Consider the following 20,908-nt stretch of genomic DNA (forward strand, 5'->3'; position numbering starts at 1 on the left):
CCCGAGACATCGATCAGGCGCTGCGCGAGGCCCGCACGCGGCGGGTCGCCAGCAGCACGCCGCCGATCCCGAGCAGACCGATGGTGCCGCCGAGCAGGCCCATCGAGAGCGCGTCGTCGAGCGGACCCGTCTTGGGCAGCGTGCCGCCCGCACCGGCGGTGGTGCCGGCGGTCGTACCCGAGGTGGTACCGCTCGTCGTCGTACCCGAGGTGGTACCGCTCGTCGTGCCCGAGGTGGTACCGCTGGTCGTGCCCGACGTCGTACCCGAGGTGGTACCACTCGTCGTACCGCTGGTCGTGCCCGAAGTCGTGGAGGCACCCGGGGTGTTGACCGTGTAGGCGACCGCCGTCGAGGTCATGTTGCACGGCACCGGGAACCTCAGCTCCGGGTCGATGACCTGGAGGTCCAGCGAGAACTTCTTGGGGCTCAGTTCGAGCTTGCCCTTGGCATTGCTCGGCACCTGAATGTTGACGGCGAATTTGGGGACGTCGATCCCCACCTTCTCCTTCACGGTGAGGGTGGCCGCCGCGCCGACCGCGGTCAGCGTCGCGGTGCCGCCGTCGGACTTCGCATCGAAGACCACCGTCGGGATGATCTTGACCTCGGCGGGGACCGGCGACGACGCGGGGCTGACCCCGGGGTCGATGCTGAGCTGGATCGACTTGCCCGGAGTCGCGTCGGTGGGACCGGTGATGGTGAACGGCTGCGGGCCGGAGACCGACGGCCCGCCCATCGCATCCTGGACGACCTTGTCGGCGAATTCACACTTCACCTGGGTGGTGACCGGCGCCGCGCCGGCCTGCGGCGCGAACGCCAGCATGCTGCCTGCCATGACGGCGAACGCCGCCACGCCGCCCGCGGCTCGCTTATTGGGCCTGACCATACGGTGGTTCTCCCTTCGGGGGGATCTCTTGCTCGTCGAGAAGTCCTGATCGAAACGGCCGGAGCGACGCGCGCTCAGCAGGGCCGTTCCGGCGTGTCGGCCTGCACCGACCCGGCACGCGCCCCGACGCATCGGGTACACGCGGTCGCCACACCCGACTTCCCCCTTTCGAGGCGCGGGCCGGGCGGGAAACCGGACCACGCAAGCACCGGTGGGACACGCCTCGCGTTCCCTGGAGGGGGCTTCCCTTGGCGCGTCCGGGAGACATCGAGACTGTTCCAGTACTTGATGTCACGTCAGATCTTCGGGTGACGGTACGACAAGTGGCATGAGCGGACAACAGCGAAAAGCAGAAAATCTGCATCCGTCGGACACGGTTCCATATCGCGCGGACCTGCGAAATCACTGTGTCGACAAGGCGGTCGACAGGTCCCCACAAACTCGACACGTGTCGCGTACAACCGATGCGCGAAAGCCCCCCAAACAGCAAAACTCCGGGCGAGAACGCCCGGAGCCTGGCTGCGCGCCCTGTTCGACGCGAAATCGGGGACCCGCGCTAGGAAACGACCACTGCGGCCGTCACCGCGAGCGGCACCTGCGACTGGAGCACCTGCCCGTTGAACACGCCGAGGATGCCCACGGACACGCGGTACTCCCCAGGCGCGAGCGGCTCGGCGTCCGACCTCAGGACGGCCGTGCCCGCCTGAGCCGCGGTGAGGCAGTCGACGTACTCCCCACCGACGGACACCCAGTCACCGTTGCTCGCGTGCTTGGACAGGCTGTAGAGCACACCGCACTGCGTCCATCCGGACGGCGTCGGGCTGTTGAAGTCGATGTACGTCGACGCCTGGAGCGTGTCGCCGACCTTGGCCAGGCACGCCGTACCGACCGTGGCACCGTCGGGCGCGAACGTCCTGGGCCCGTCGCAGGTCTGCCAGTTGTCGCCGACGCCGGCCGTCCCTGCGGACGCGGGGGCGGCGAAGCCGATGGTGGCGGCGAGCATTCCGGCCGCCACGAGTGCCTTTGCCTGAAGCGAAGCACGCATGCTGTTTCCTCTATCCCGGGGTGAACGTCCCGGCGCGCGAAAGGGCGCGCCGGGTGGAGCGGCACGTACGGATCAGCTGGAGCGCGGCAACCCTGACACGGCGTCAGATCGAAAGCCGGCGCACGGCGCGAGTGACACGTGTGCAACCGAAAGTTGGCGCGGTATCACCGTGTGTCGCGACACTCTGTCCCGCTTCCCGCCGAAAACTTCCCGGGCGGCCGCGGTGAACCGGACGGTTTTCGGCCTCAATCGAGCGGAACGCTCCATTCCGCCCCACCGGCCTTGCCGTGCCGCGTTTCCTGTGGAACGCGGGCGACCGGCCGGACCGGCCCGACCGTGACACTGGGCCATGGCGACGACGACGCTGCGTACCGGCGCTTCTCGAACCCGTCACAGCCGGCCGCGATCCCTTGACACCACGTCAGGGGAGCGGAATCAATGGGCATTTGGCCCATTTATGGAACACGTTTCAGGCCGGCCGCCCCGATCCCGAACGGACGGGGCGGGATCGAGGCCGAGGAACGACGCCGAAGAACGAAGTCGAGAAACAGGGAAGGGAGCGTCCCGCGCATGGTTCCACCCCGCAGGAGGCTGTTCGCGATGTTGGGGGCAGGCGTGCTCGCCGCCGGCGCGGCAGGTCTCACGGCGGTCGCACCCGGGGCCCAGGCGGCGCCCGTGGAGCACGAGGTGAGTTGCCGACCGCCGGCCCTGGGCGGTCCGGACTTCACCTGGAAGCCGAAGGTCGAGTTGTCCGTCTCGGCGCCGAAGCAGGGTACGTACAAGGTCGGCGAGGAGGTGACCGTCACCTGGCACTGGGCCGCCCCGCCGCGCAACCCGTGGACGTGGACGGACGTGATTCCGAACACCGAGACGCCGAGCGCCACGGTCAAGCTCTCCAACGGCCAGGTCGGCGACATCACGCTCACCGGCCCCGCGAAGCACCCGAGCGTCGGCGGCGCCCAGCCGCTCCCGGTCGCGGACATGACCGGCCGATTCACCATCGCGGCCGAGGGCCGGATCGACCTGGCGCCGGGCGCGTACGTGCTCAAGCAGACCGCGATCCAGGAGTCGCCCTGCACCCCGGTGCGCCCGGACCGACTGCCGGTGTCGGCGAGCATCCAGATCGGCACCACCCAGACCCCCGGCCAGAGCGCGGGCGGCGGCACCGCCGCCGGGGGCTCGTCCGGCGGCGGCACCCCCTCCGCCCCACCCTCCGGCGCCACGACCGACCCGACCGCCGGCACCGCGGGCACCGTCGGCGACCCCACCCTCGGCGGAGTCGGCGCCACCCCCGGCCCCTCCGCCGGGGCGACCACCCCGCCGCCGAGCGCCCCGCCCCTCCCGCCGCCGCTCACCGGTCAGGTGCCGCAGACCCCCGCCGACACCGTGGCCGGACCGCTGTTCATGCGCCAGAACTCGGCCGGTGTGACCATGCCGCAGTTCCAACCCAGCGGTGACGCACAACAGTTGGAGGGCCGGCTGAACCCGGTGTCCATCCTGGATCGACGCGGCAGCACGCTCGGCTGGACGCTGACCGCGCAGGCCAGTGACTTCGTCGGCCAGGGCGGCGAGATCGTCCCGGCCCGGCAACTCACCTGGATCCCCGCCTGCACCACCGTCGAGGGCCCGCCCGCCGCGGTGGGTACCGGTGTGCCCGGCACGGTCGGCGGCAGCGCCGAGGTGCTGTGTCGGCAGAACCCGAGCACGGGCGCGGTCACCGGCGGGGCGTTCGAAGCGAACGCCCTGTTGAACCTCTCGCTCCCCGGCGGTTCGCGCTCCGACGCCTACACCGGGAATCTGACGCTCAGTCTGAGCTGAGTCACCGTCGGAGACCGGGACGCCCTCCTCGCATCGTTCGAGGAGGGCGTCCTTTCGTTTCCGCGCGCGAATCCCTTGACTTTGTGATCTTCGTGAAGCGGAATGATCAAGCACGATTTCTGCAACACGTTCCACCGACCCGGCGGGCCGCATCCGTTGCGACGTCCGCCGGTCGCGCACGAGGTATCGAAGCCCGCGCGCCGCGTCCGGTCCCGACGGCGGCGCGCCCCGGCCACTCGATGCGGTGTTTCGGCTGCCCCGCCCTTCCCCGGCGCCGGCAGAGCGGTAACCGAGAAAAAGGAACGCACCATATGTTCAAGGCAAACAGGCAACTCGCCGCGTCGCTCGGCGTCGTGACGATCGCCGGCACCGTCGGCATGGTGGCGCTCGCGCCCTCCGCGAACGCGGCGGACGTCGACTACACCTCGCACTGCGTGAACCAGATCGTCAAGGACCTGGTGATCCCGGACGGCAACCTGAAGATCGACCTGTCGGTCGCGCCGGCCAAGCCGCGCTACGACGTCGGCGAAGAGGTCACCGTCACCTGGACCTGGAAGTCGTACCCGAAGGCGCCGCCGGAGATCCCGGTCGTCGGCAAGGTGGACAAGGACTCGACCCTGCCCAAGGGCAGCGTCACCCTGGGCGGCGCGGCCACCGGCGAGGTCGCCGTCGAGGGTCAGCGGATCAACCCGGAGACCGGCCCGGGCCAGGAGCTGGTACTCACCAACATGACCGGCAAGGTCAAGCTGACCCAGGCCGGCGACGTGACGCTGACCCCCGGTCTGTACTCGACCTTCACCAAGGCGTTCGGCTTCGACGCCGAGACCAAGTGCAACCCGGTCACCGCGGTCGCCCCCTCGGCCACCCTCAAGGTCGGCGCGGCCGACAAGCCGGTCCTGAACGCACCCTCCGCGGCGGTCGAGCCCGGCAGCGAAGTGGCCCTGACCGGCTCCAAGTTCGCGCCCGGCGCGGTGACCGCGACGCTGGACGGCAACGCCGCCGGGATCGCCGCCTCCACCCTCTCCGCGGACGCGGCCGGCAACCTGAGCGGCACCGTCAAGCTGGCCGACAACGTCGCCAACGGCGCGCACACCCTCACGGTGACCGACGCCGACGGCAACAGCGGCCAGGCCCAGTTGCTGGTCCGCAAGAAGGTCGACCCGACCCAGCCCGGCGACCTGACCCAGAAGCTGGACGGCACGATCACCGCGGGCACGCTGGCCATCACCCAGCAGTCCGCCGGCATCCGACTGTCCGAGGTCGGCGTGAGCGCGCAGGACCAGACCATGACCGGCAAGCTCAACACGGTCACCGTGACCGACCTGCGCGGCGGCAACGCCGGGTGGACGCTGACCGGTTCGGTCACCGACTTCGCCACCCAGGCCGGCGAGACCATCCCCGCCGACAACTTCTCCTGGAAGCCGAAGGCCGCCAAGGCCGACGACAAGTCGAAGGGCACCCCGGTCGCGGGCAGCGCGGGCACCATCGGCTCGGGCGCCACCCTGGCCTCGGTCGCCCAGGGCGTCGGCAACACCGGTGGCACCTTCTCCGCCGACGCCGACATCGACCTGAAGGTTCCGGCCTACCAGGGCGCCGGCGACTACAGCGCGACGCTGACCCTGTCGATTTCCTGACAGTAGGCATCGGTTCATCGGCACGGGACGTCCGCCGCATTCCCTCACTGCGTGGCGGGCGTCCCGTCGCCCATTCCCGCCTGCCGAAGCCGCACACAAATCGTTGTCGCCGGATCGCGTTCCGCTGTTGACTTCGCAAACGCCCCCGGGCTCAATGGGAGGCGCTGTTTTCTGGAACAGGTTTCAGGAGTGGCATCAGCAGGAACGACCGGGTGACACCGGCGGGGTCGGGTGTCACCCCGCCGACGTCGAATCGGCGCACGGCACCGAATCGACCGCCCCGCGCCGCGCGGGTCACCGACGGCGACGGACCGGTCCCGGTGTGGTGTTCGACTGCCCGCTCCCCCGGCGGGCCAGGCAGGCATCCCGAGGAGGGACAGCACCACATGCTCAGACCAAGAACCAGGGAAAGCACTGGGTCCAGACTCCGCAACAAGCGCGTGGCCGGCGTGCTCGGTACCGCCCTCGTAGCCGGTGCCCTGGGCGTGGGCGCGGGGGCACAGTCCGCGAACGCGGCTCCTGTGACGTACAACGTGCACTGTGTACCGCCGAGCATCGGGGGCGGCCCATTCGACTTCGACGCCCAGGTCGACCTCACGGTCGATCCGGTCAAGCCGAAGTACAACGTGGGCGACGAGGTCACCGTCACCTGGACCTGGAAGGACGCGGCGAAGAACCCTTCCTCCGTGACCGTCAACGCCGACGCGGTCAAGCCGCGGGGCAAGGTCCTGGTCTCCGGGGCGCAGGGCGGCGAGATCGCCATGGAGGGTCCGCAGAAGAACGCGCAGACCGCCGGCGGCGAGAAGTTGTGGTTGTCCGCCATGACGGGCAAGTTGAAGATCGCCAAGCCGGGCGAGCTGCACCTCTCCCCCGGCGGGTACACGAGCACCGCGAACATGTTCGGCAGTTGGGACACCCCGTGTACGCCCAACGGCACGCCGGGAGTGGGCACCACGCTCAAGGTGGACGGCGCGATCAAGCCGCCGACGGCGACGTTCGACCGCGCCATCGTGCGGCCGGGCTCGGCCATCGACGTAACCGGTGAGAACTGGCCGGTCGGCGCGAGCGGCGTCACCGTGGACCTGTGCGACCAGAGTGGCAACTCCTGTGCACCGGAAGGGGCGTCGGGCTCCACCCTCACCGTCGACGCCTCCGGAAAGCTGACCGGTCAGGTCAAGGTCGGCGCCGATGTGCCGGATGCCATTCGCCAGGTCCGGATCAGCTCGGGCAACGCCTCGGTCCTGGTGACGATCTCGGTCGCCAAGAACGCGCTGCGCCACTCCGAGCCGGTCAAGTACGGCGTGCGCTACACCCCGGCCTGGGGCAACGGCCCGGTCTTCGACTGGCAGCCCGAGGTCGCCCTGTCGGTGTCCCCCGCCAAGCCCTGGTACGAGATCGGCGACGAGGTCACCGTCGACTGGAAGTGGATCGGCTACCCGCGCAACCCCTCCAGTTGGGTGGTGGCACTCAAGGACACGGTGACGCCCAGCGGCACCGTGAAGCTCTCCGGCGCGCAGACCGGCGACGTGTCGGTCGTCGGACCCAAGGGCAACCCGGCCACTCCGGGCGGCGAGGTGCTCAAGGTCGGCGACATGAAGGGCACCTTCAAGATCACCAAGGCAGGCCGCATCGATCTGGCACCCGCCGGATACGGCTTGAAGGTCATCACCATCTCGTCGAGCGGCGTACCCATCGGCACTCCGGTGCCCTCGCACTCGATCGGGGTCGGCCAACCCGCCCAGGCGAACCTGATCGTGGATCAGAACCTGCTCAAGCCGGGTGACGTGGTCAAGCTGTCCGGGGTGAACTGGCCGACCGGCCAGGGCAACCCGCAGGTCCAGCTGTGCGCCGAGGACGGTTCGGGCTGCACCGGGTCCGCGTTCACCGCGGGCACCGGTTCGGTGGCCCAGGGCGGCGCGCTCACCGCGCAGGCCACACTCGGCGGCCAGGTGGCGCCGGGCAACTACCTGGTCAAGGTCACCGTCGGCGTCACCTCGCTGACCGCACCGATCACGATCACCACGGCGGTCGTACTGCCGCGCGCGATCACCGCCACGCCGGATCGGGGTCCTGCGGGCACGAAGGCGCACGTGACGGGGAAGAACTTCACCCCCGGCTCGGCCGTCGTGCTGGAGACCCTGGACGCCGGCCTGGTCGCGACCGGTGACACGGTGGAGGCCACCGCGGCCGCGGACGGCACGTTCGCCGTCGATCTGACGGTGAGCAAGCCCGGTACGACGCAGATCCGGGCGTACGAGAAGAACGACCGCAACAAGATGGCGCTCGCCGCGTTCACCTTCGAGGGTGGCGGCGGTCCCGGCGAGCCGCCGGGGACGTTGTCGATGGCTCAGGCCGGCACCGGCGTCGTACTCGCGGACGTCCCGTTCGCGAGCAGCGACCAGTCGATGACCGGCACGCTCGACGCGGTCACCGTCACCGACGCCCGCAAGGGCACGTTGGGTTGGCAACTCACCGGCTCCGTCTCGGACTTCAAGGCCGAGGGCGGCAACTCGCTGCCCTCCTCAGCGTTGTCCTGGACACCTCGGTGCGTGGCCGAGCCGAACTCGGCGAGCCAGGTCGTGACCGGCTCGGCGGGTACGGTCAACGGCGGGCTGCTGTGCAGCTCGGCGGCGTCCACGGACCCGGCGCACAAGACCGGTGGCGTATTCACCGCGAACGCGGGCCTGTCGCTCGCGATCCCGGCGTACCAGGCGGCCGGCACCTACACGGGAACCCTGACGCTCACCGTCTCCTGACGGCGCATCAGCCCTGCGCGGGGCGCCCATCGACACCTCCCGAGGTGCCGGTGGGCGCCCCGTTTCGCATTCCCGCGACACCCGCCCGCACAGCGTAAGTGGAACTTGTTCCACCGCTTCGAGGCGACACGTGTCAGTGCAGGTCAGCGCACCGGCGAAGGCATACTCGCCGGTCACATAGGCCGTTTGCGCCTCTTGACTTCGCCAGGTGAAAGCGCATCAATGTGACCCGCCCCACTTCTGTAACACGTTCCACTTACCACGCGCGTATCCGTCCCCATGCCGCCGACGCGACGCCAACGCCCGCCGCCGGCACGGAACGCAGGACAGGGAGCAGCACCTCATGAAGCAACGCACCATGCGCCTGGCCGCCGGACTCGGCGTCGGCACACTCGCGGTCACCGGGTTCCTCGCCGGCGCGCCGGCCGCCGTCGCCGGCACCGCGACGCCGACCGTCACGTGTTCGCTGCCGCTGGGTCAGGGCGAGAAGAGCGGGCCGATGTCGGTGACCGTGAACGGGCCGACCACCGCCAAGCCCGGCGAGACGATCGACCTGAAGATCACCCTCGGCGCGAGCCCGGCCACCAGCCCCGCCGCACTCAACGGCATCAAGATGACGCCGTCGATCGACTTCGCGCTGTCCGGCGGAGCCACCGGCCCGGTCACCCTCACCGGCGCCCAGACCACGATCGACATCCCGGCGAACACGCCGATCCAGAGCCCGCCGTTCACGGTCAAGCTGCAGATCCCGGCGACCGCGACCGGCACGGTCGACCTGACCCCGACCAAGACCACGACCGCCACGGTGACGCCGTACGGCAACTTCACCACGCCGTGCGCGGTCACCGGCGGCTCGGGTGTCGCGCAGAGCATCACCGTGCAGAGCACACCGGAGACGGCCACCCTGAGCGCGTCCCCGGGCACCGTGGAGGCCGGCAAGGAGACCGTGCTCTCCGGTACCAACTGGACCAAGGGCGGCACCGCCACGCCGTCCCTGTGCGCCGCGGACGGCACCGCGTGCAACCCGGCGGGCATCTCCGCCAACAGCCTGCGGATCGGCGCCGACGGCGTGCTCTCCGGCGGCGTGACGGTCGCCCCCGGGACCGCGGACGGCACGTACAGCGTGCAGGTGAGCGACGGCAGCCGCACCGCGTCCACGCCGCTGACGGTCAAGAAGGCCGACGTCCCGGTCGTGCAGCGCAAGGTGACGCTGAGCAAGAGCACGGTGCGCCCGTGGACCTTCGTGAAGGTGTCCGGCGAGAACTTCACGCCGAACACGCTGATCGCCCTGGCCGGCGTGCAGGGGGCCGACCCGACCTTCAACTTCGGCCTCGCCTGGACCGACCGCAACGGCAGGTTCAGCTCGTGGATCCTGGTGACCAGCAAGAAGACCACCGGCATCACGGCGGTCGAGATCGACACGAGCTTCAAGTTCGACAAGCTCGGCATGGCCGGCATCACGGTGAAGTAGCCGCCCCCGCGACACCCGCACACGCGTCGGCCCCGACACCCGGATCCGGGTGTCGGGGCCGACGCGTGCCTCTCGGGCAATCGCCGGGTCAGAAACCGAAGTCGAGACTCCCGAAGGTCTGGTAACCGCTGCAGTAGATGTCCCAACCGGGACCGGCCAGCGGGTTCGTAAGGCGAAGCGACCAATTCGTGGCGCTCGGCGGCGCAGCGCTCGTGTCCTTGAGTCGCACATTCGTACCGGCCGGGATCCGGGCGAGCGCCGGGATCGGCCCGATGACCATCGGCCAGGGCCCCCAGGCCGGGTGGGTCGACCCCGCGAAGTCGTGCACCGTCCCGACACCCGATCCACCACTGCTGGTCTGGATCGTCCGGAGCACGATCGCGGCGGAGTTGGCGGGAACCGCCGTGTTCTGGCCGATCGACGTGGACACCTTCATCTTCTGCGGCAGGGTGAGACTGGGAGCGCTGGACGACAGTGTCGCCGTGAACGGCGAGGGTCCGAAGATCGCACCACTGGGGTCGTTGCAGGTGAACGTGACCGACCGCGCCTCCGGCGGAATCGCGTAGGCGGAGGTGGACAGTGCGGTGACGGCGACCAACGCACCGGCGGCGCAGGTGATGCCGGCGGTGACGAGCCTGGTGGGTTTCACGAAGGTTCCTTTCATCGGACCGGCCGAGGCTGGGGTTCGGCCGATCGCCGGAATGCCTGCGGAACAGCACCGCAAAAAGCGCCCGTTGCGACGACCGACGGTCGCCACAACGGGCCGGCACGTGAGAGATGAATCCGAGCGCTCCGCCTCCCTGGTCGAAAACCGGATCGATCAGAAAGTGAAGGGGGTCGGGGTGGTGTTGGGCGGAACGATGTCTTGGCCACCGACGCAGCGAATGTCGGCGGGCGCCGGGATGTTCGCCTGGATGCGCACCGAGTAGTTCGTGGCGCTCGGCGTACCACTGGTGCCGAGCAAGGTCACCGAGGTACCGCTGGGCAGACGCGAAGCCGCCGGGACCCCGCCGAGCGTGATCGGGTCGCCCACGTTCATCGGCAGATTGATGGTCCCGCTGAAGTCCCATGCCACGGACGCACTGGTGACCGTGCGGATGGTGGTCGTCAGCGAGTTCGCCGCGATCTTGACCGGCGCCTTGATGGACGAGGTGAGCTTCATCTTCTGCGGGTTCGGCGAGCCCGGGTCGCTGGAGGCCAGAGTGCCCGCCCCGTTGGTGGAGTACGTGATGTTGGTGAGGATGTCGACACACGTGAGAGTCACGCCGCGCTGCTCCGGCGGAATCGCGTTGGCGGTGCCGGACATGGCCATCACGGCCGCGAAGGCACCCGCCGTACAGGCGATGCCGACCGTTGCGACTTTGGAACGAGACATGAGGGGTGGTGCTCCTTTCACGGCTTTCCGAATGGGCACGCACTCGCCCGAGTTCCTGAAGCAGGCAAGGCGCTGGTACTGCCGGCCGGTATCTCGACATCGACAGGGGGCGCCGACGCAAGCCATACCGCGAAGGGCCCGCATTGCTTCGGCCTCGGGCCTTCCGGCACAGGGAGAGTGAAGCGGCAGCCCGAAAAGAAGTCAATGCCTAATGTCCACTTTTGCAAACCCAAGTGATCTTCGAGAAGCTTCCAACCATATCGACCGAGAGACCACCTTCAATCCCCCAAGATCATTAAATACATATCTTTGATCATGGTGACACGCGTCACTATACAGGCGTGATTACTTAACGTGAGTATCGTCGGGAATTCCCGGTAAAACAAACGTCTCCAGAGACGCGAAGGCATCCGGGGAGACGTTTGGAAACCAATCCTCGACCAAAAGCGAAGTCAATGGTTCCGGTGGTTTATTTCCGGTGCGGGCGATCGAAGGTGGAGTCGTCCGTCCCGGGGTCCCGACCACCCGCGCAGTACGTGAAGACGGTGCCCTCGGCCGGATGCGATTCGATCTTGGCCGACCGGTTCGCCGCGCCGGGCGCCGCACCGGAGGTGTCCACGAGACGCACCTCGGCACCGGCGGCCGGCGGCGATGGGGCGGGAACGTGACCCGGCCGAACAGGGTTTCCGGCGTTCATCGGCGCGTCGAGCGTCCCGGAGAAGTCCCACGCCGTGCCCACCGCCATGCCGCTGGTCTGCACCGTGCGCATCGTCGTGGTCAGCGCATTCGGCGGAATCCGAACGGGCGAGGTCGTCGGCGCGGTCGACTTCATCTCCTGGGCCGTCGTGCCGCCCGAGTCGTTGGAGGCAAGAATGCCCGGGCCGTTCGTGGCCCAAGTGGTCCCGCCGCCGTCCACGCATGCGAGCGTCACCACCCTGGACTCCGGGACCACCGCGTGGGCCGCGCCGGACAATGCCGCGGATCCGGGTCGACACCGATGACAAGGCCACTCCACCCCACGCTTCGGGGCCTTTCGGCGGGCTCGATTCAAACCGTACGGTCGGCAAAAGTCAACGCGGTTTCGATTCCGGGAAACCCGGGAAAGAAACGAAATGGAGAATGCGGAGCCAAGTTTATCGAATTTCGATCTTGGTGACACGTGACACCGGATTCGGGTGACATCCGGACAATCAACGAATCACCGAAAGTGATTTCCGAGCCGTCATCGGGACACTCGACAGGCCCCGATGTTCGCCCACACCGTCCCGCGCCACCGTTATCCGGACATACGTACGCCTGCCCGGGCGGCACGAGGCCACCCGGGCAGGCGCGAGACGTCATGAACGTTCCGGACCGGATCCCCGAAAAGCGGGACCCGGTCCGGGATCGATCAGAACGAGAAGTCGGCCGAGGCCGCGTCCTGCTTGCCGGCACACCAGATGCTGATCGGGGTGCCGGAGATGCTCGTGGTGATCAGCACGGACCAGTTCGACGCGCTGGGCGCGGCGGCCGAAGTGTCCTGCAGCCGCACGTTGGTGCCCGCCGCCAGTCGCGAAGTACCCGCGACCGGGCCCAGGTTGATCGGGTTGTTGATGTTCATCGGCAGGTTGACCGTGCCGGTGAAGTCGCGAACCGTGCCCGTACCGGTCTGGATGGTGCGGATGGTCGTGGTCAGCGAGTTGGCCGGGATGTTCTGCGGCGCGAGCAGCGGCGAGATGAGCTTCATCTTCTGCGCCGCGGTGCCGCCCGGGTCACTGGAGGTGAGGGTGCCGGTGCCGCCGGTGACCCACGTGGTACCCGTGCTGTCCTTGCAGGTGAGGTTCACGCTGCGCGAATCGGGGACCGCGTTCGCGGTGCCGGACAGCGCCATGACGGCGGCGAAGGCAGCGGCCGAACAGGCGATACCGGCACTGGCGAGCTTGGTGCGAGACATGGTGGAGCTCCTTTTCATCGCTTCCGAGTACCTGGTGGTGGCGCACGTTCTCCCCGGCCTGCACGCCGCAGGCGAAAACGGTGGAGCAACCGGCGGGCATCCCGAACGAGCCGATCGACACTGCACACGGCCGACCGACACGAGCTGACTATCGAGATCCGAGGCGGGCCCGCTTCTTCCCCACGCTTGGGGCCCTCCGGCACAGCCAAGAGTGAAACTGTGCAAGCGGAAGAAGTCAATACGGTTTTGTAGATGAAGTCACCGGGCAGCGATCGTGAATCGATCGCCGTTCCTATTGACTCGGTCAAGCTCGGAAAGAGGAGGTCGGAGCAGGTTTATCAAAGTTGATCATGGTGACACGTGACACCAAGATCACCGCGTTTTACGCATTGCTTCCTGGGCCTTTATTCGCTAGATGTTCGGGCGGACCAGCAACGTTCGGAGTTCGCCATCCCGGCCATTTCACCCAGCACTCGGCCAACGCTCCAGACAACCGTCGCCGACGGGCAACGGGCGCAGTGGGCGACGAAATGTCGTCCTCCGGGCGTACGCGGGGGAAGCGGACTCTCCTGCACCAAGAGCCACCAGGCACCTCCCACCCGGCTAGGAGAAACGTGTCCCGAATGCGAAGAATCGCTCCGCGCAGACTGATCGCGGTCGCAGCCGTCGGCGCCGTCGCAAGCACCGGCGCCCTCGTCCTGGCCCCCTCGGCCCAGGCCGACACCGTCGACTACGCGACGCACTGCACCAACCCGTACTCGACGCCGCCGGACGGCAACGTCAAGATCGACCTGGTCGTCACCCCCGCCAAGAGCACCTACCAGGTGGGCGACGTCGTCTCGGTCGAGTGGCAGTGGAAGCTCTACCCCAAGGCCCCGACCTCGATCCCGGTGGTCGGCAAGGTGCCGAAGGACTCCACCTACCCGGTCGGCACGGTGAAGTTGACGGGCGCGCAGACCGGCAACTTCGCCATCCAGGGACCGAAGATCAACCCCGAGGCGCTGCCCGGTCAGGATCTGATCCTGAGCAACCCGGTCGGCAACGTCACGCTGACCCAGGCCGGTCAGGTCAACCTGACCCCGGACATCTACTCGACCTGGACCACGGCGGTCGGGCAGACGGTCGAGACCAAGTGCTCGCCGATCAACCCCATCTCGGTCTCGCGCACCCTCACCGTGGACGGCCCCTCGCAGGGGGCGCCCACCGTCAGTGCGAACCCGGGTGAGTTCAACGCCGGTGCGCAGGTCGCCCTGTCCGGCACCAACTGGGCCGCCGGCACCCCGTCGGTGCAGCTGTGCGACGCCAACGGCGCCGCCTGCGACGCGACCAAGATCGCGGCGAACAGCCTGGTGGTGGCCAACGGCGCACTGTCCGGCAACATCAACACCGTCGCGACCGTGCCGACCGGCAACTACAAGATCAAGGTCAAGGTCGGCGCCGGCGAGGCGCTCACCCCGGTCAAGATCAACGCCGTCGCCCGGCAGGCCACGCTCAGCCCGAACCGCGGCCCCGTGGGCACCACGGTCACGGTGAGCGGCAAGAACTTCAACCCGAACCTCACGGTCATCGCCCGCGGCCAGACCGCGACCGGTTACGTACTGGACGAGACCGCCGCATACGCCGACTCGGCGGCCGACGGCACGGTCACCATCCCGGACTTCGTGGTGAGCGACCCGAGCATCACCTCGGTCTGGATCACCGAGGGCGTGGACGAGGCGACCGGCTTCGCCCTGCCGTTCACCATCGGCGCGGCCCTACCGGCCACGCTGTCCGCGTCGCCCGCCGCCACCCACGCCGGTGGTTCGGTCGCGGTGTCCGGCAACAACTGGACCCCGAACGGCTCCGCCACCGCGTCGCTGTGCGCGGCCGACGGCTCGGCGTGCAGCACCGCCCGGGTCACCTCCGGCCCGATCGCCATCGCCGCCGACGGCTCGCTCGCCGGCAACGTGACGATCGCCGGCAACGTCGGCGAGGGCACCTACAAGCTCAAGCTGAGCGACGGCAGCAACAGTGCGCTGGCCTCGGTCACCGTGCAGCGCCGCTGGCTGGAGCTGAACAAGACGTCCGGCGACCCGTGCACCTTCGTCCTGGTCACCGGACACGGCTACGGATCGCTCGCGTGGGTCAACGTCAACGGTCTGGCGGGCAACTCCAAGACCAGTGACTGGGCCGGCGCCTGGGCGAACGCCAATGGCGACTTCAGCATCTGGATCCTGATCACGAAGTCGAACACCACCGGCATCATCGCGTCGGAGACCTTCCACTCCGACCGCAACGCGTCGACCCCGTTCACCGTGACGGGCTGACACACCTCCGCACGGCTCGATCGAAGGCCGCCGTCCCTGTGGACGGCGGCCTTCGCCGTGCCGAGCGGCGAGCCGAGAAGCGGAAGGATCAATTCCGTTTCCCTGTTCTTCCCGCGCCTCTTCCCTTGCCGCGCGGCAAGTCGATCATGTTGACACGTGACACCTGGATCGCCACGAAATAGTCATTGACTTCGTCAGCAATTAGCGGATGAATACGGTGTCGGACCATCTATTGCCGACTGCCATCGCATCCGTCGCATTCCGACCGGCGGCCCGCCCCGCTCCGAGAGGGCGGAGACCGCAGTGCAATTCCCGGATCGCGCGGTGCCGCTCCATCGTGGCAGGAGGCATATTCCCATCCCCGCGAGGAGAATAGTGTCCCGAATGCGAAGAATCGCTCCACGCAGGCTGCTCGCCTCGACAGCCGTCGTCGCCGTCGCGACCGCCGGCGGTCTCGTGGTCCTCGCACCGTCCGCCCAGGCGGCCCCGGTCGACTACACGACGCACTGTGTCAACAAGTTCTCGCCGAACCTGCCCAATGGTCAGGTTCAGATGGACCTTCAGGTCACCCCGGAGAAGCCGACCTACGCCGTGGGCGAAGAGGTCACCGTCAAGTGGCACTGGACGGTGTTCCCGAAGGCCCCGCCGACCATCCCGGTGATCGGCAAGGTGCCCGCGAACTCGACCTACCTCGACGGCACGGTCAAGCTCTCCGGCGCCCAGACCGGCTCCTTCAAGACCATCGGGCCGCAGGACAACCCCGAGGCCCTGCCCGGTCAGGACCTCAAGGTCAGTGACGGCACCGGCAAGTTCACCCTGACCACGCCCGGCGACGTCAACCTGACCCCGGACGTCTACTCGACCTTCACCACGGCCCTGGGCCAGAAGGTGCCGACCGACTGCTCGCCGGTGACCCCGGTCTCGGTCTCGCGCACCATCAAGGTCGAAGGCACCTCGCAGGAGCCGGCCACCCTGGTCGCCCCCGCCGAGGCCAACGCCGGCGCCTCGATCGCACTGACCGGTGCACACTGGCCGGCCGGCAGCCCCTCGGTCGAGCTGTGCGACGCCGCCGGTGCGGCCTGCGACGCGGCCAAGATCGCCCCCGGCAACACCCTCGCGGTGGCCGCCGGAGCGCTCACCGGCAACGTCTCCACGATCGCCACCGTGCCCGCCGGCGACTACAAGATCAAGGTCAAGGTCGGCGCCGCCGAGGCACTCGCCCCGATCAAGATCAACGCCACGGCGCGGCAGGTCAGCTTCGATCCGGCCAGTGGTCCCCTCGGTACCACGGTCAAGATCACCGGGAAGAACTTCGCCCCGAACATCACGGTCATCGCGCGCGGCCAGACCGCGACGGGCTACGTGCTGGACGAGGTCATGGCCTACGCGGACTCGGGTGCCGACGGAACGGTCGTCATCCCCGACTTCATCGTGAGCGACGCGTCGATCGCGGCGATCTACGTGACCGAGGGCACCGACGAGTCGACCGCGGTCGCCGCTCCGTTCCGCATCACCGTCCCCGGCAGCGGCCTGGACCAGACGGTGACCGGCAGCGTGGTGGCGGGTGGCCTGACCATCTCCCAGTCCGCCGGCGCGATCAAGCTGTCCGACATCACGATCAACGGCCAGGCGCAGAACATGACCGGCGCGCTGAACACCGTGACCGTGAAGGACTTCCGCAGCGGCAACACCGGGTGGACCCTCACCGGCTCGGTGACCGACTTCACCAACGGCACCGGCGGCAAGATCGGCGCCGACAAGTTCACCTGGACCCCCAAGGTCGCCGCCGGCCCGGGTTCGCCCAGCGTCGCGGTGCCCGGTAGCACCGGCCCGATCGGCACCGGCGCCACGCTGGCGTCCGCGCCGGCCGCCGCCACCACGGGCGGCACCTTCGCCGCCGACGCCGACCTCTCGCTCGCCGTTCCGGCGTACCAGTCGATCGGCACCTACAGCGCCACGCTGACCCTCTCGATCAGCTAACGCGCGGCACCTCGCAACACGGCGGGCCCGCACACCGGCAACCGGTGTGCGGGCCCGCCTCGTTCGTGCCGATCGGCTTCCGGGCCGAAGGCCGCGCCGAACTACTGCGCCGCCGCCAAGCGCTCCAGCGCCGCGTCGACGCGGGCCAGCACCCGGTCGCGACCGAGCACCTGGAGCGACTCGAACAGGGGCAGGCCGATCGTCCGGCCGGTCACCGCAACTCGCACCGGGGCCTGCGACTTGGACAACTTGAGGCCGTGCGCGGCCCCTGCGGCCTCGACCGCGGCCTTGAGCGCGTCCACGTTCCACTCGGCACTCGCCAACTCGGTACGCGCACTGGCCAGCACGTCCGCGGCGCCGGGCTTCATCGCCTTGGCCCAGGCCGCCTCGTCCTCGGCGGGCGCGTCCAGGAACAGGAAGTCCACGTACATCGGGACCTCGTCGAGCACCGTGATCCTGGTCTGCACGAGCGGCGCGACCTCGGCGAACACGGCCGGGTCGTACGCCTCCTTCGCCCACGGCGCCTTCGCCCCGAGCAGCCACGGCTCGCAGGCCCGCACGAACGCGTCCGCGTCGAGCGCGCGGATGTAGTCGGCGTTGAACGAGGAAAGCTTCTTCACGTCGAAGAACGCCGACGACTTGTTCACGTCCCGCAGGTCGAAGAGCTGCTCCAGCTCCGCGTAGGGCCGGATCTCGATGTCGTCCTTGGGCCCCCACCCGAGCAGGAAGAGGTAGTTCACCAACGCCTCGGGCAGGTAACCCTCGTCCAGGTAGGACTCCAGGGCCACCTTGTCCCGGCGCTTGGACAACTTCTGCCGCTTCTCGTTCACGATCACCGGCAGGTGCGCCCACTGCGGCGGGGTCGCGCCGAGCGCCTCCCACAACAACTGCTGCTTGGCCGCGTTGGACAGGTGCTCCTCACCGCGGATCACGATGGTGATCCGCTGGTCGACGTCGTCGACCACGTTCGCCAGCAGGAACACCGCCGAGCCGTTGCCCCGGGCCACCACGAAGTCCTCCAGCGAGGCGTTCGGGAACTCGGTGTCGCCGCGGACCAGGTCGGCCACGACCGTCACGCCCTCGTCCGGCGTACGAAAGCGCAGCGCGCGCCCCTCGCCCGCGGCCAGGCCGCGGTCTCGGCAGAAGCCGTCGTAGCCAAGGTGCTTGGAGCCGGTACGGGCCTCCAGGTCCTCACGGGTGCAGTCGCAGTAGTACGCGCGACCCGCCTCGAACAGGCGGACCGCCGACTCGCGGTGCAGCGCCGCGTTCTGCGACTGGAAGTACGGACCCTCGAAGGCCGGGTCGGACGCGTTGATGCCGATCGCCGCGAGCGCGCCGATGATGCCCTCGGTCCACTCCGGCCGGTTCCGCGCCTCGTCGGTGTCCTCGACCCGCAACACGAACGTGCCGCCGGCCTTGTGCGCCACGGCCCAGTTGTACAGCGCGGAACGAGCGCCACCGACGTGGAACATGCCGGTGGGAGAGGGAGCGAAGCGAACACGAACCGAAGAGGCAGACATGTGCTCCAGGGTATCCGCCGAACGACCCGGGTTCGGGCCGGCACCCGGCTCCGCTCACCACCCCGAGCACCCGACCCGCGACGCACCACCCCCGAGGCACCCGACTCAGCGCATGGCCTCCGGAACCGGCATGTCCACCCACACGGTCTTACCGTCGCCCTGGTGCACGACCACCCCCCAGTCCAGCGTCAACCGGCGGATGATGTGCAGCCCGTGTCCGCCCGGTCGTGTTCCCGAGTGCGGCGCCCGCGCCTGCGGCGGTTCCTCGCTGCGGTCGTCCACCTCGATCCGGAGCAGATCACTGGTCCGCACGACGCGCAGCTCGACCGGACCGCCCGCGTGCAGGCACGCGTTGGTGACCAGTTCGACCGCGACGAGCAGGACGTCGTCGGACGTCAACATCACCTGTTCGTCGTCGGAACCCGACCATCCGTACGCGTGGAGCGTGTTGCGGATGAACGTCCTGGACCGCGCCACCGCCCCCGTCGCGCCCTCGAATGGCAATCTCCGCACCTGACGAAGCGGTGGGGTGGAGAAACAGGCACCCCCGTCGCCGGGCGCCTGCGATCGCATGGCGCACATCTACTGGCTCACCTCGCTCACGCTGCTACGCGGTGATAGTTGCCCGCATCCCGCTGGAGGACACCAGAAGTCACGGGCTACTCTCCGACCGCCTCTGCCAGGGTCTCGTGGAAAGTGAACCCCTGTACCGCACCGGTGATCTCGAATACCCGCGCAACGGCAGGTTGAACGCCCACGAGGTGGACCGCTCCTCCTGCGGCCTGCGCGCGAAGCCGGGCACCGAGGAACGCGTTCAGTCCGGTCGAATCGCAGAAATCGAGTCCGGAACAGTCGATCACCAGGCGCGTACTGCCCTGCTCGACACACTCGAACAGGCGGTCCCGCACCGCGGCGGCACTGTCCACATCGATCTCACCGGCGACCGTAACGATCGCAGAGGTGCCATTGGTGCTCACCGACACCGTCAAGCCGCCCTGCATGCCAGCCTCCTGCTGCCCTTTGCCCACCGAGTAATCCGGCCCGGGCACACGATAGACGACGGCCCGTCGATGATGGGCGTCACCCGGCGCACACAAGTTTTTCGAGTGCATGGTGTTTGGCATCGCTCATCCGGGTTAGGCGCAGGGGAAACCTCAAAAACGCGTCACGAGGGGGAGGCATGGCAGTACAGCTCGAAGCCGAGATGCAGGTCCGGGGGTCGCAGCGGCCACCGGCAATGGACACCGGGGCAGAAGAGCTGGATCTGTACGAACTCCACCACGAGTTCGACGAGGCCCACATCGGGTCGATGGGCGCCGCGGACGCGCGCGCCCTGTCCAGGACCCTGTTTCGGCGACTGAATCGGCTCGAGGAAGGCACGCACGAGTACCAGTACGTGCGCAACACCCTCATCGAACTCAATCTGCCCCTGGTGCGTTTCGCCGCAGGCCGTTTTCGTACCCGCAGCGAACCGCTGGAGGACATCGTCCAGGTCGGCACCATCGGGCTGATCAAGGCGATCGATCGTTTCGACACCCAGCGCGAGGTCGAGTTCCCGACCTTCGCGATGCCGACCATCCTCGGTGAGATCAAGCGTTTCTTCCGGGACACCACGTGGTCGGTCCGGGTGCCCCGGCGGCTCCAGGAACTGCGACTGCGGCTGGCCAAGGCGAGCGAGGAGTTGGGGCAGCGGCTGGACCGGGCGCCCACCGTCGCCGAACTCGCGGCCTTCCTGGAGGTTTCGCGCGAGGAGGTCGTCGAGGGCATGATCGCCTCGAACGGCTACAGCGCGTCCTCCCTGGACACACCCGGTGGTGGTGCCGGCGGCGACGACGCCGCGATCCCGATCGACCGGCTCGGCACGGACGACTCCGCACTCGAACTGGTCGACAACCGCGAGTCGCTCAAGCCGCTGATCGCCGCGCTCCCGCCGCGCGAGAAGCACATCCTGCTGTTGCGCTTCTTCGGCGGCAGGACCCAGGCCGAGATCGGCGAGCAACTGGGCATTTCCCAGATGCACGTCTCCCGGCTGCTCTCCCGCACGCTCGGCACACTGCGCGCGGGGCTGCTCGCGGAGAACTGAGCCGGGCGGACCACCGCCGGGCTCACAGTCGTGTGCACGGACGCCGAGAGGGGCGGGAGGCGGTCGCCTCCCGCCCCTCTCGGCGCGTCCCGGTCCGGGCCCCG

17 protein-coding genes are annotated in these 20,908 nt (G+C 68.7%); 8 read left to right on the forward strand and 9 right to left on the reverse strand.

Annotated features, from left to right (window positions below):
* Window positions 1–13: 13 nt before the first annotated feature.
* Together ACH4U8_RS36915 and ACH4U8_RS36920 are read right to left on the reverse strand one after the other, a co-directional pair.
* The gene (locus ACH4U8_RS36915) at window positions 14–883 is read right to left on the reverse strand and encodes a hypothetical protein (RefSeq protein WP_395782617.1); all 870 of its coding nucleotides are present in this window, start codon (window positions 881–883) and stop codon (window positions 14–16) included.
* 556 nt (window positions 884–1,439) lie between these two features.
* On the reverse strand, window positions 1,440–1,928 hold the full coding sequence (locus ACH4U8_RS36920; RefSeq protein ID WP_395782618.1) for a hypothetical protein: 489 nt from the start codon (window positions 1,926–1,928) through the stop codon (window positions 1,440–1,442).
* 570 nt (window positions 1,929–2,498) lie between these two features.
* Here ACH4U8_RS36920 and ACH4U8_RS36925 point away from each other — a divergent pair.
* From ACH4U8_RS36925 to ACH4U8_RS36940, 4 genes are all read left to right on the forward strand, one after another.
* Window positions 2,499–3,746, forward strand: a complete 1,248-nt coding sequence (locus ACH4U8_RS36925) for a hypothetical protein (RefSeq protein ID WP_395782619.1) — start codon at window positions 2,499–2,501, stop codon at window positions 3,744–3,746.
* Between the two features lie 311 nt (window positions 3,747–4,057).
* Window positions 4,058–5,380, forward strand: a complete 1,323-nt coding sequence (locus tag ACH4U8_RS36930; RefSeq protein ID WP_379991776.1) for a WxL domain-containing protein — start codon at window positions 4,058–4,060, stop codon at window positions 5,378–5,380.
* A 386-nt stretch (window positions 5,381–5,766) separates the two neighbouring features.
* Window positions 5,767–8,136 (forward strand): hypothetical protein, encoded by a 2,370-nt coding sequence (locus ACH4U8_RS36935; RefSeq protein WP_395782620.1) that lies wholly within the window; start codon window positions 5,767–5,769, stop codon window positions 8,134–8,136.
* Window positions 8,137–8,479: 343 nt separating this feature from the next.
* Window positions 8,480–9,607 carry a hypothetical protein gene (locus ACH4U8_RS36940; RefSeq protein ID WP_395782621.1) on the forward strand — a complete coding sequence of 376 codons (1,128 nt, stop codon included), beginning with the start codon at window positions 8,480–8,482 and terminating at the stop codon, window positions 9,605–9,607.
* 88 nt (window positions 9,608–9,695) lie between these two features.
* On the opposite strand, the gene ACH4U8_RS36945 is transcribed toward ACH4U8_RS36940, so the two are convergent.
* The 3 genes from ACH4U8_RS36945 to ACH4U8_RS36955 form a co-directional block, all read right to left on the reverse strand.
* Window positions 9,696–10,256, reverse strand: a complete 561-nt coding sequence (locus ACH4U8_RS36945; protein ID WP_395782622.1) for a hypothetical protein — start codon at window positions 10,254–10,256, stop codon at window positions 9,696–9,698.
* 171 nt (window positions 10,257–10,427) lie between these two features.
* Window positions 10,428–10,982: a hypothetical protein gene (locus tag ACH4U8_RS36950; protein ID WP_360314689.1), complete on the reverse strand. Its 555-nt coding sequence runs from the start codon at window positions 10,980–10,982 to the stop codon at window positions 10,428–10,430.
* A gap of 469 nt (window positions 10,983–11,451) precedes the next feature.
* Entirely contained in the window at window positions 11,452–11,601 is a 150-nt protein-coding gene (locus tag ACH4U8_RS36955) for a hypothetical protein (protein ID WP_395782623.1), read from the reverse strand.
* Window positions 11,602–11,713: 112 nt separating this feature from the next.
* Between ACH4U8_RS36955 and ACH4U8_RS36960 the strand changes: the two genes are divergently transcribed.
* Window positions 11,714–11,983 (forward strand): hypothetical protein, encoded by a 270-nt coding sequence (locus tag ACH4U8_RS36960; RefSeq protein ID WP_395782624.1) that lies wholly within the window; start codon window positions 11,714–11,716, stop codon window positions 11,981–11,983.
* A gap of 389 nt (window positions 11,984–12,372) precedes the next feature.
* Here ACH4U8_RS36960 and ACH4U8_RS36965 read toward each other — a convergent pair whose 3' ends face one another.
* On the reverse strand, window positions 12,373–12,915 hold the full coding sequence (locus ACH4U8_RS36965; protein WP_395782625.1) for a hypothetical protein: 543 nt from the start codon (window positions 12,913–12,915) through the stop codon (window positions 12,373–12,375).
* Window positions 12,916–13,538: 623 nt separating this feature from the next.
* Here ACH4U8_RS36965 and ACH4U8_RS36970 point away from each other — a divergent pair.
* Both ACH4U8_RS36970 and ACH4U8_RS36975 read left to right on the forward strand, forming a co-directional pair.
* Window positions 13,539–15,221 carry a hypothetical protein gene (locus ACH4U8_RS36970; protein ID WP_395782626.1) on the forward strand — a complete coding sequence of 561 codons (1,683 nt, stop codon included), beginning with the start codon at window positions 13,539–13,541 and terminating at the stop codon, window positions 15,219–15,221.
* A gap of 384 nt (window positions 15,222–15,605) precedes the next feature.
* Window positions 15,606–17,201 carry a hypothetical protein gene (locus ACH4U8_RS36975; RefSeq protein WP_395782627.1) on the forward strand — a complete coding sequence of 532 codons (1,596 nt, stop codon included), beginning with the start codon at window positions 15,606–15,608 and terminating at the stop codon, window positions 17,199–17,201.
* Window positions 17,202–17,302: 101 nt separating this feature from the next.
* Here ACH4U8_RS36975 and gltX read toward each other — a convergent pair whose 3' ends face one another.
* From gltX to ACH4U8_RS36990, 3 genes are all read right to left on the reverse strand, one after another.
* Window positions 17,303–18,673 (reverse strand): glutamate--tRNA ligase, encoded by a 1,371-nt coding sequence (gene gltX / locus ACH4U8_RS36980; RefSeq protein ID WP_360314707.1) that lies wholly within the window; start codon window positions 18,671–18,673, stop codon window positions 17,303–17,305.
* A 153-nt stretch (window positions 18,674–18,826) separates the two neighbouring features.
* Window positions 18,827–19,234: an ATP-binding protein gene (locus tag ACH4U8_RS36985; RefSeq protein WP_360314679.1), complete on the reverse strand. Its 408-nt coding sequence runs from the start codon at window positions 19,232–19,234 to the stop codon at window positions 18,827–18,829.
* A gap of 146 nt (window positions 19,235–19,380) precedes the next feature.
* The gene (locus ACH4U8_RS36990) at window positions 19,381–19,749 is read right to left on the reverse strand and encodes an STAS domain-containing protein (protein ID WP_379992715.1); all 369 of its coding nucleotides are present in this window, start codon (window positions 19,747–19,749) and stop codon (window positions 19,381–19,383) included.
* Between the two features lie 152 nt (window positions 19,750–19,901).
* Here ACH4U8_RS36990 and ACH4U8_RS36995 point away from each other — a divergent pair, with 152 nt between their 5' ends.
* Window positions 19,902–20,804 (forward strand): RNA polymerase sigma factor SigF, encoded by a 903-nt coding sequence (locus ACH4U8_RS36995; protein ID WP_395782628.1) that lies wholly within the window; start codon window positions 19,902–19,904, stop codon window positions 20,802–20,804.
* Window positions 20,805–20,908 lie beyond the last annotated feature (104 nt).

Source organism: Embleya sp. NPDC020886 (assembly GCF_044333915.1).
Classification (GTDB): domain Bacteria; phylum Actinomycetota; class Actinomycetes; order Streptomycetales; family Streptomycetaceae; genus Embleya.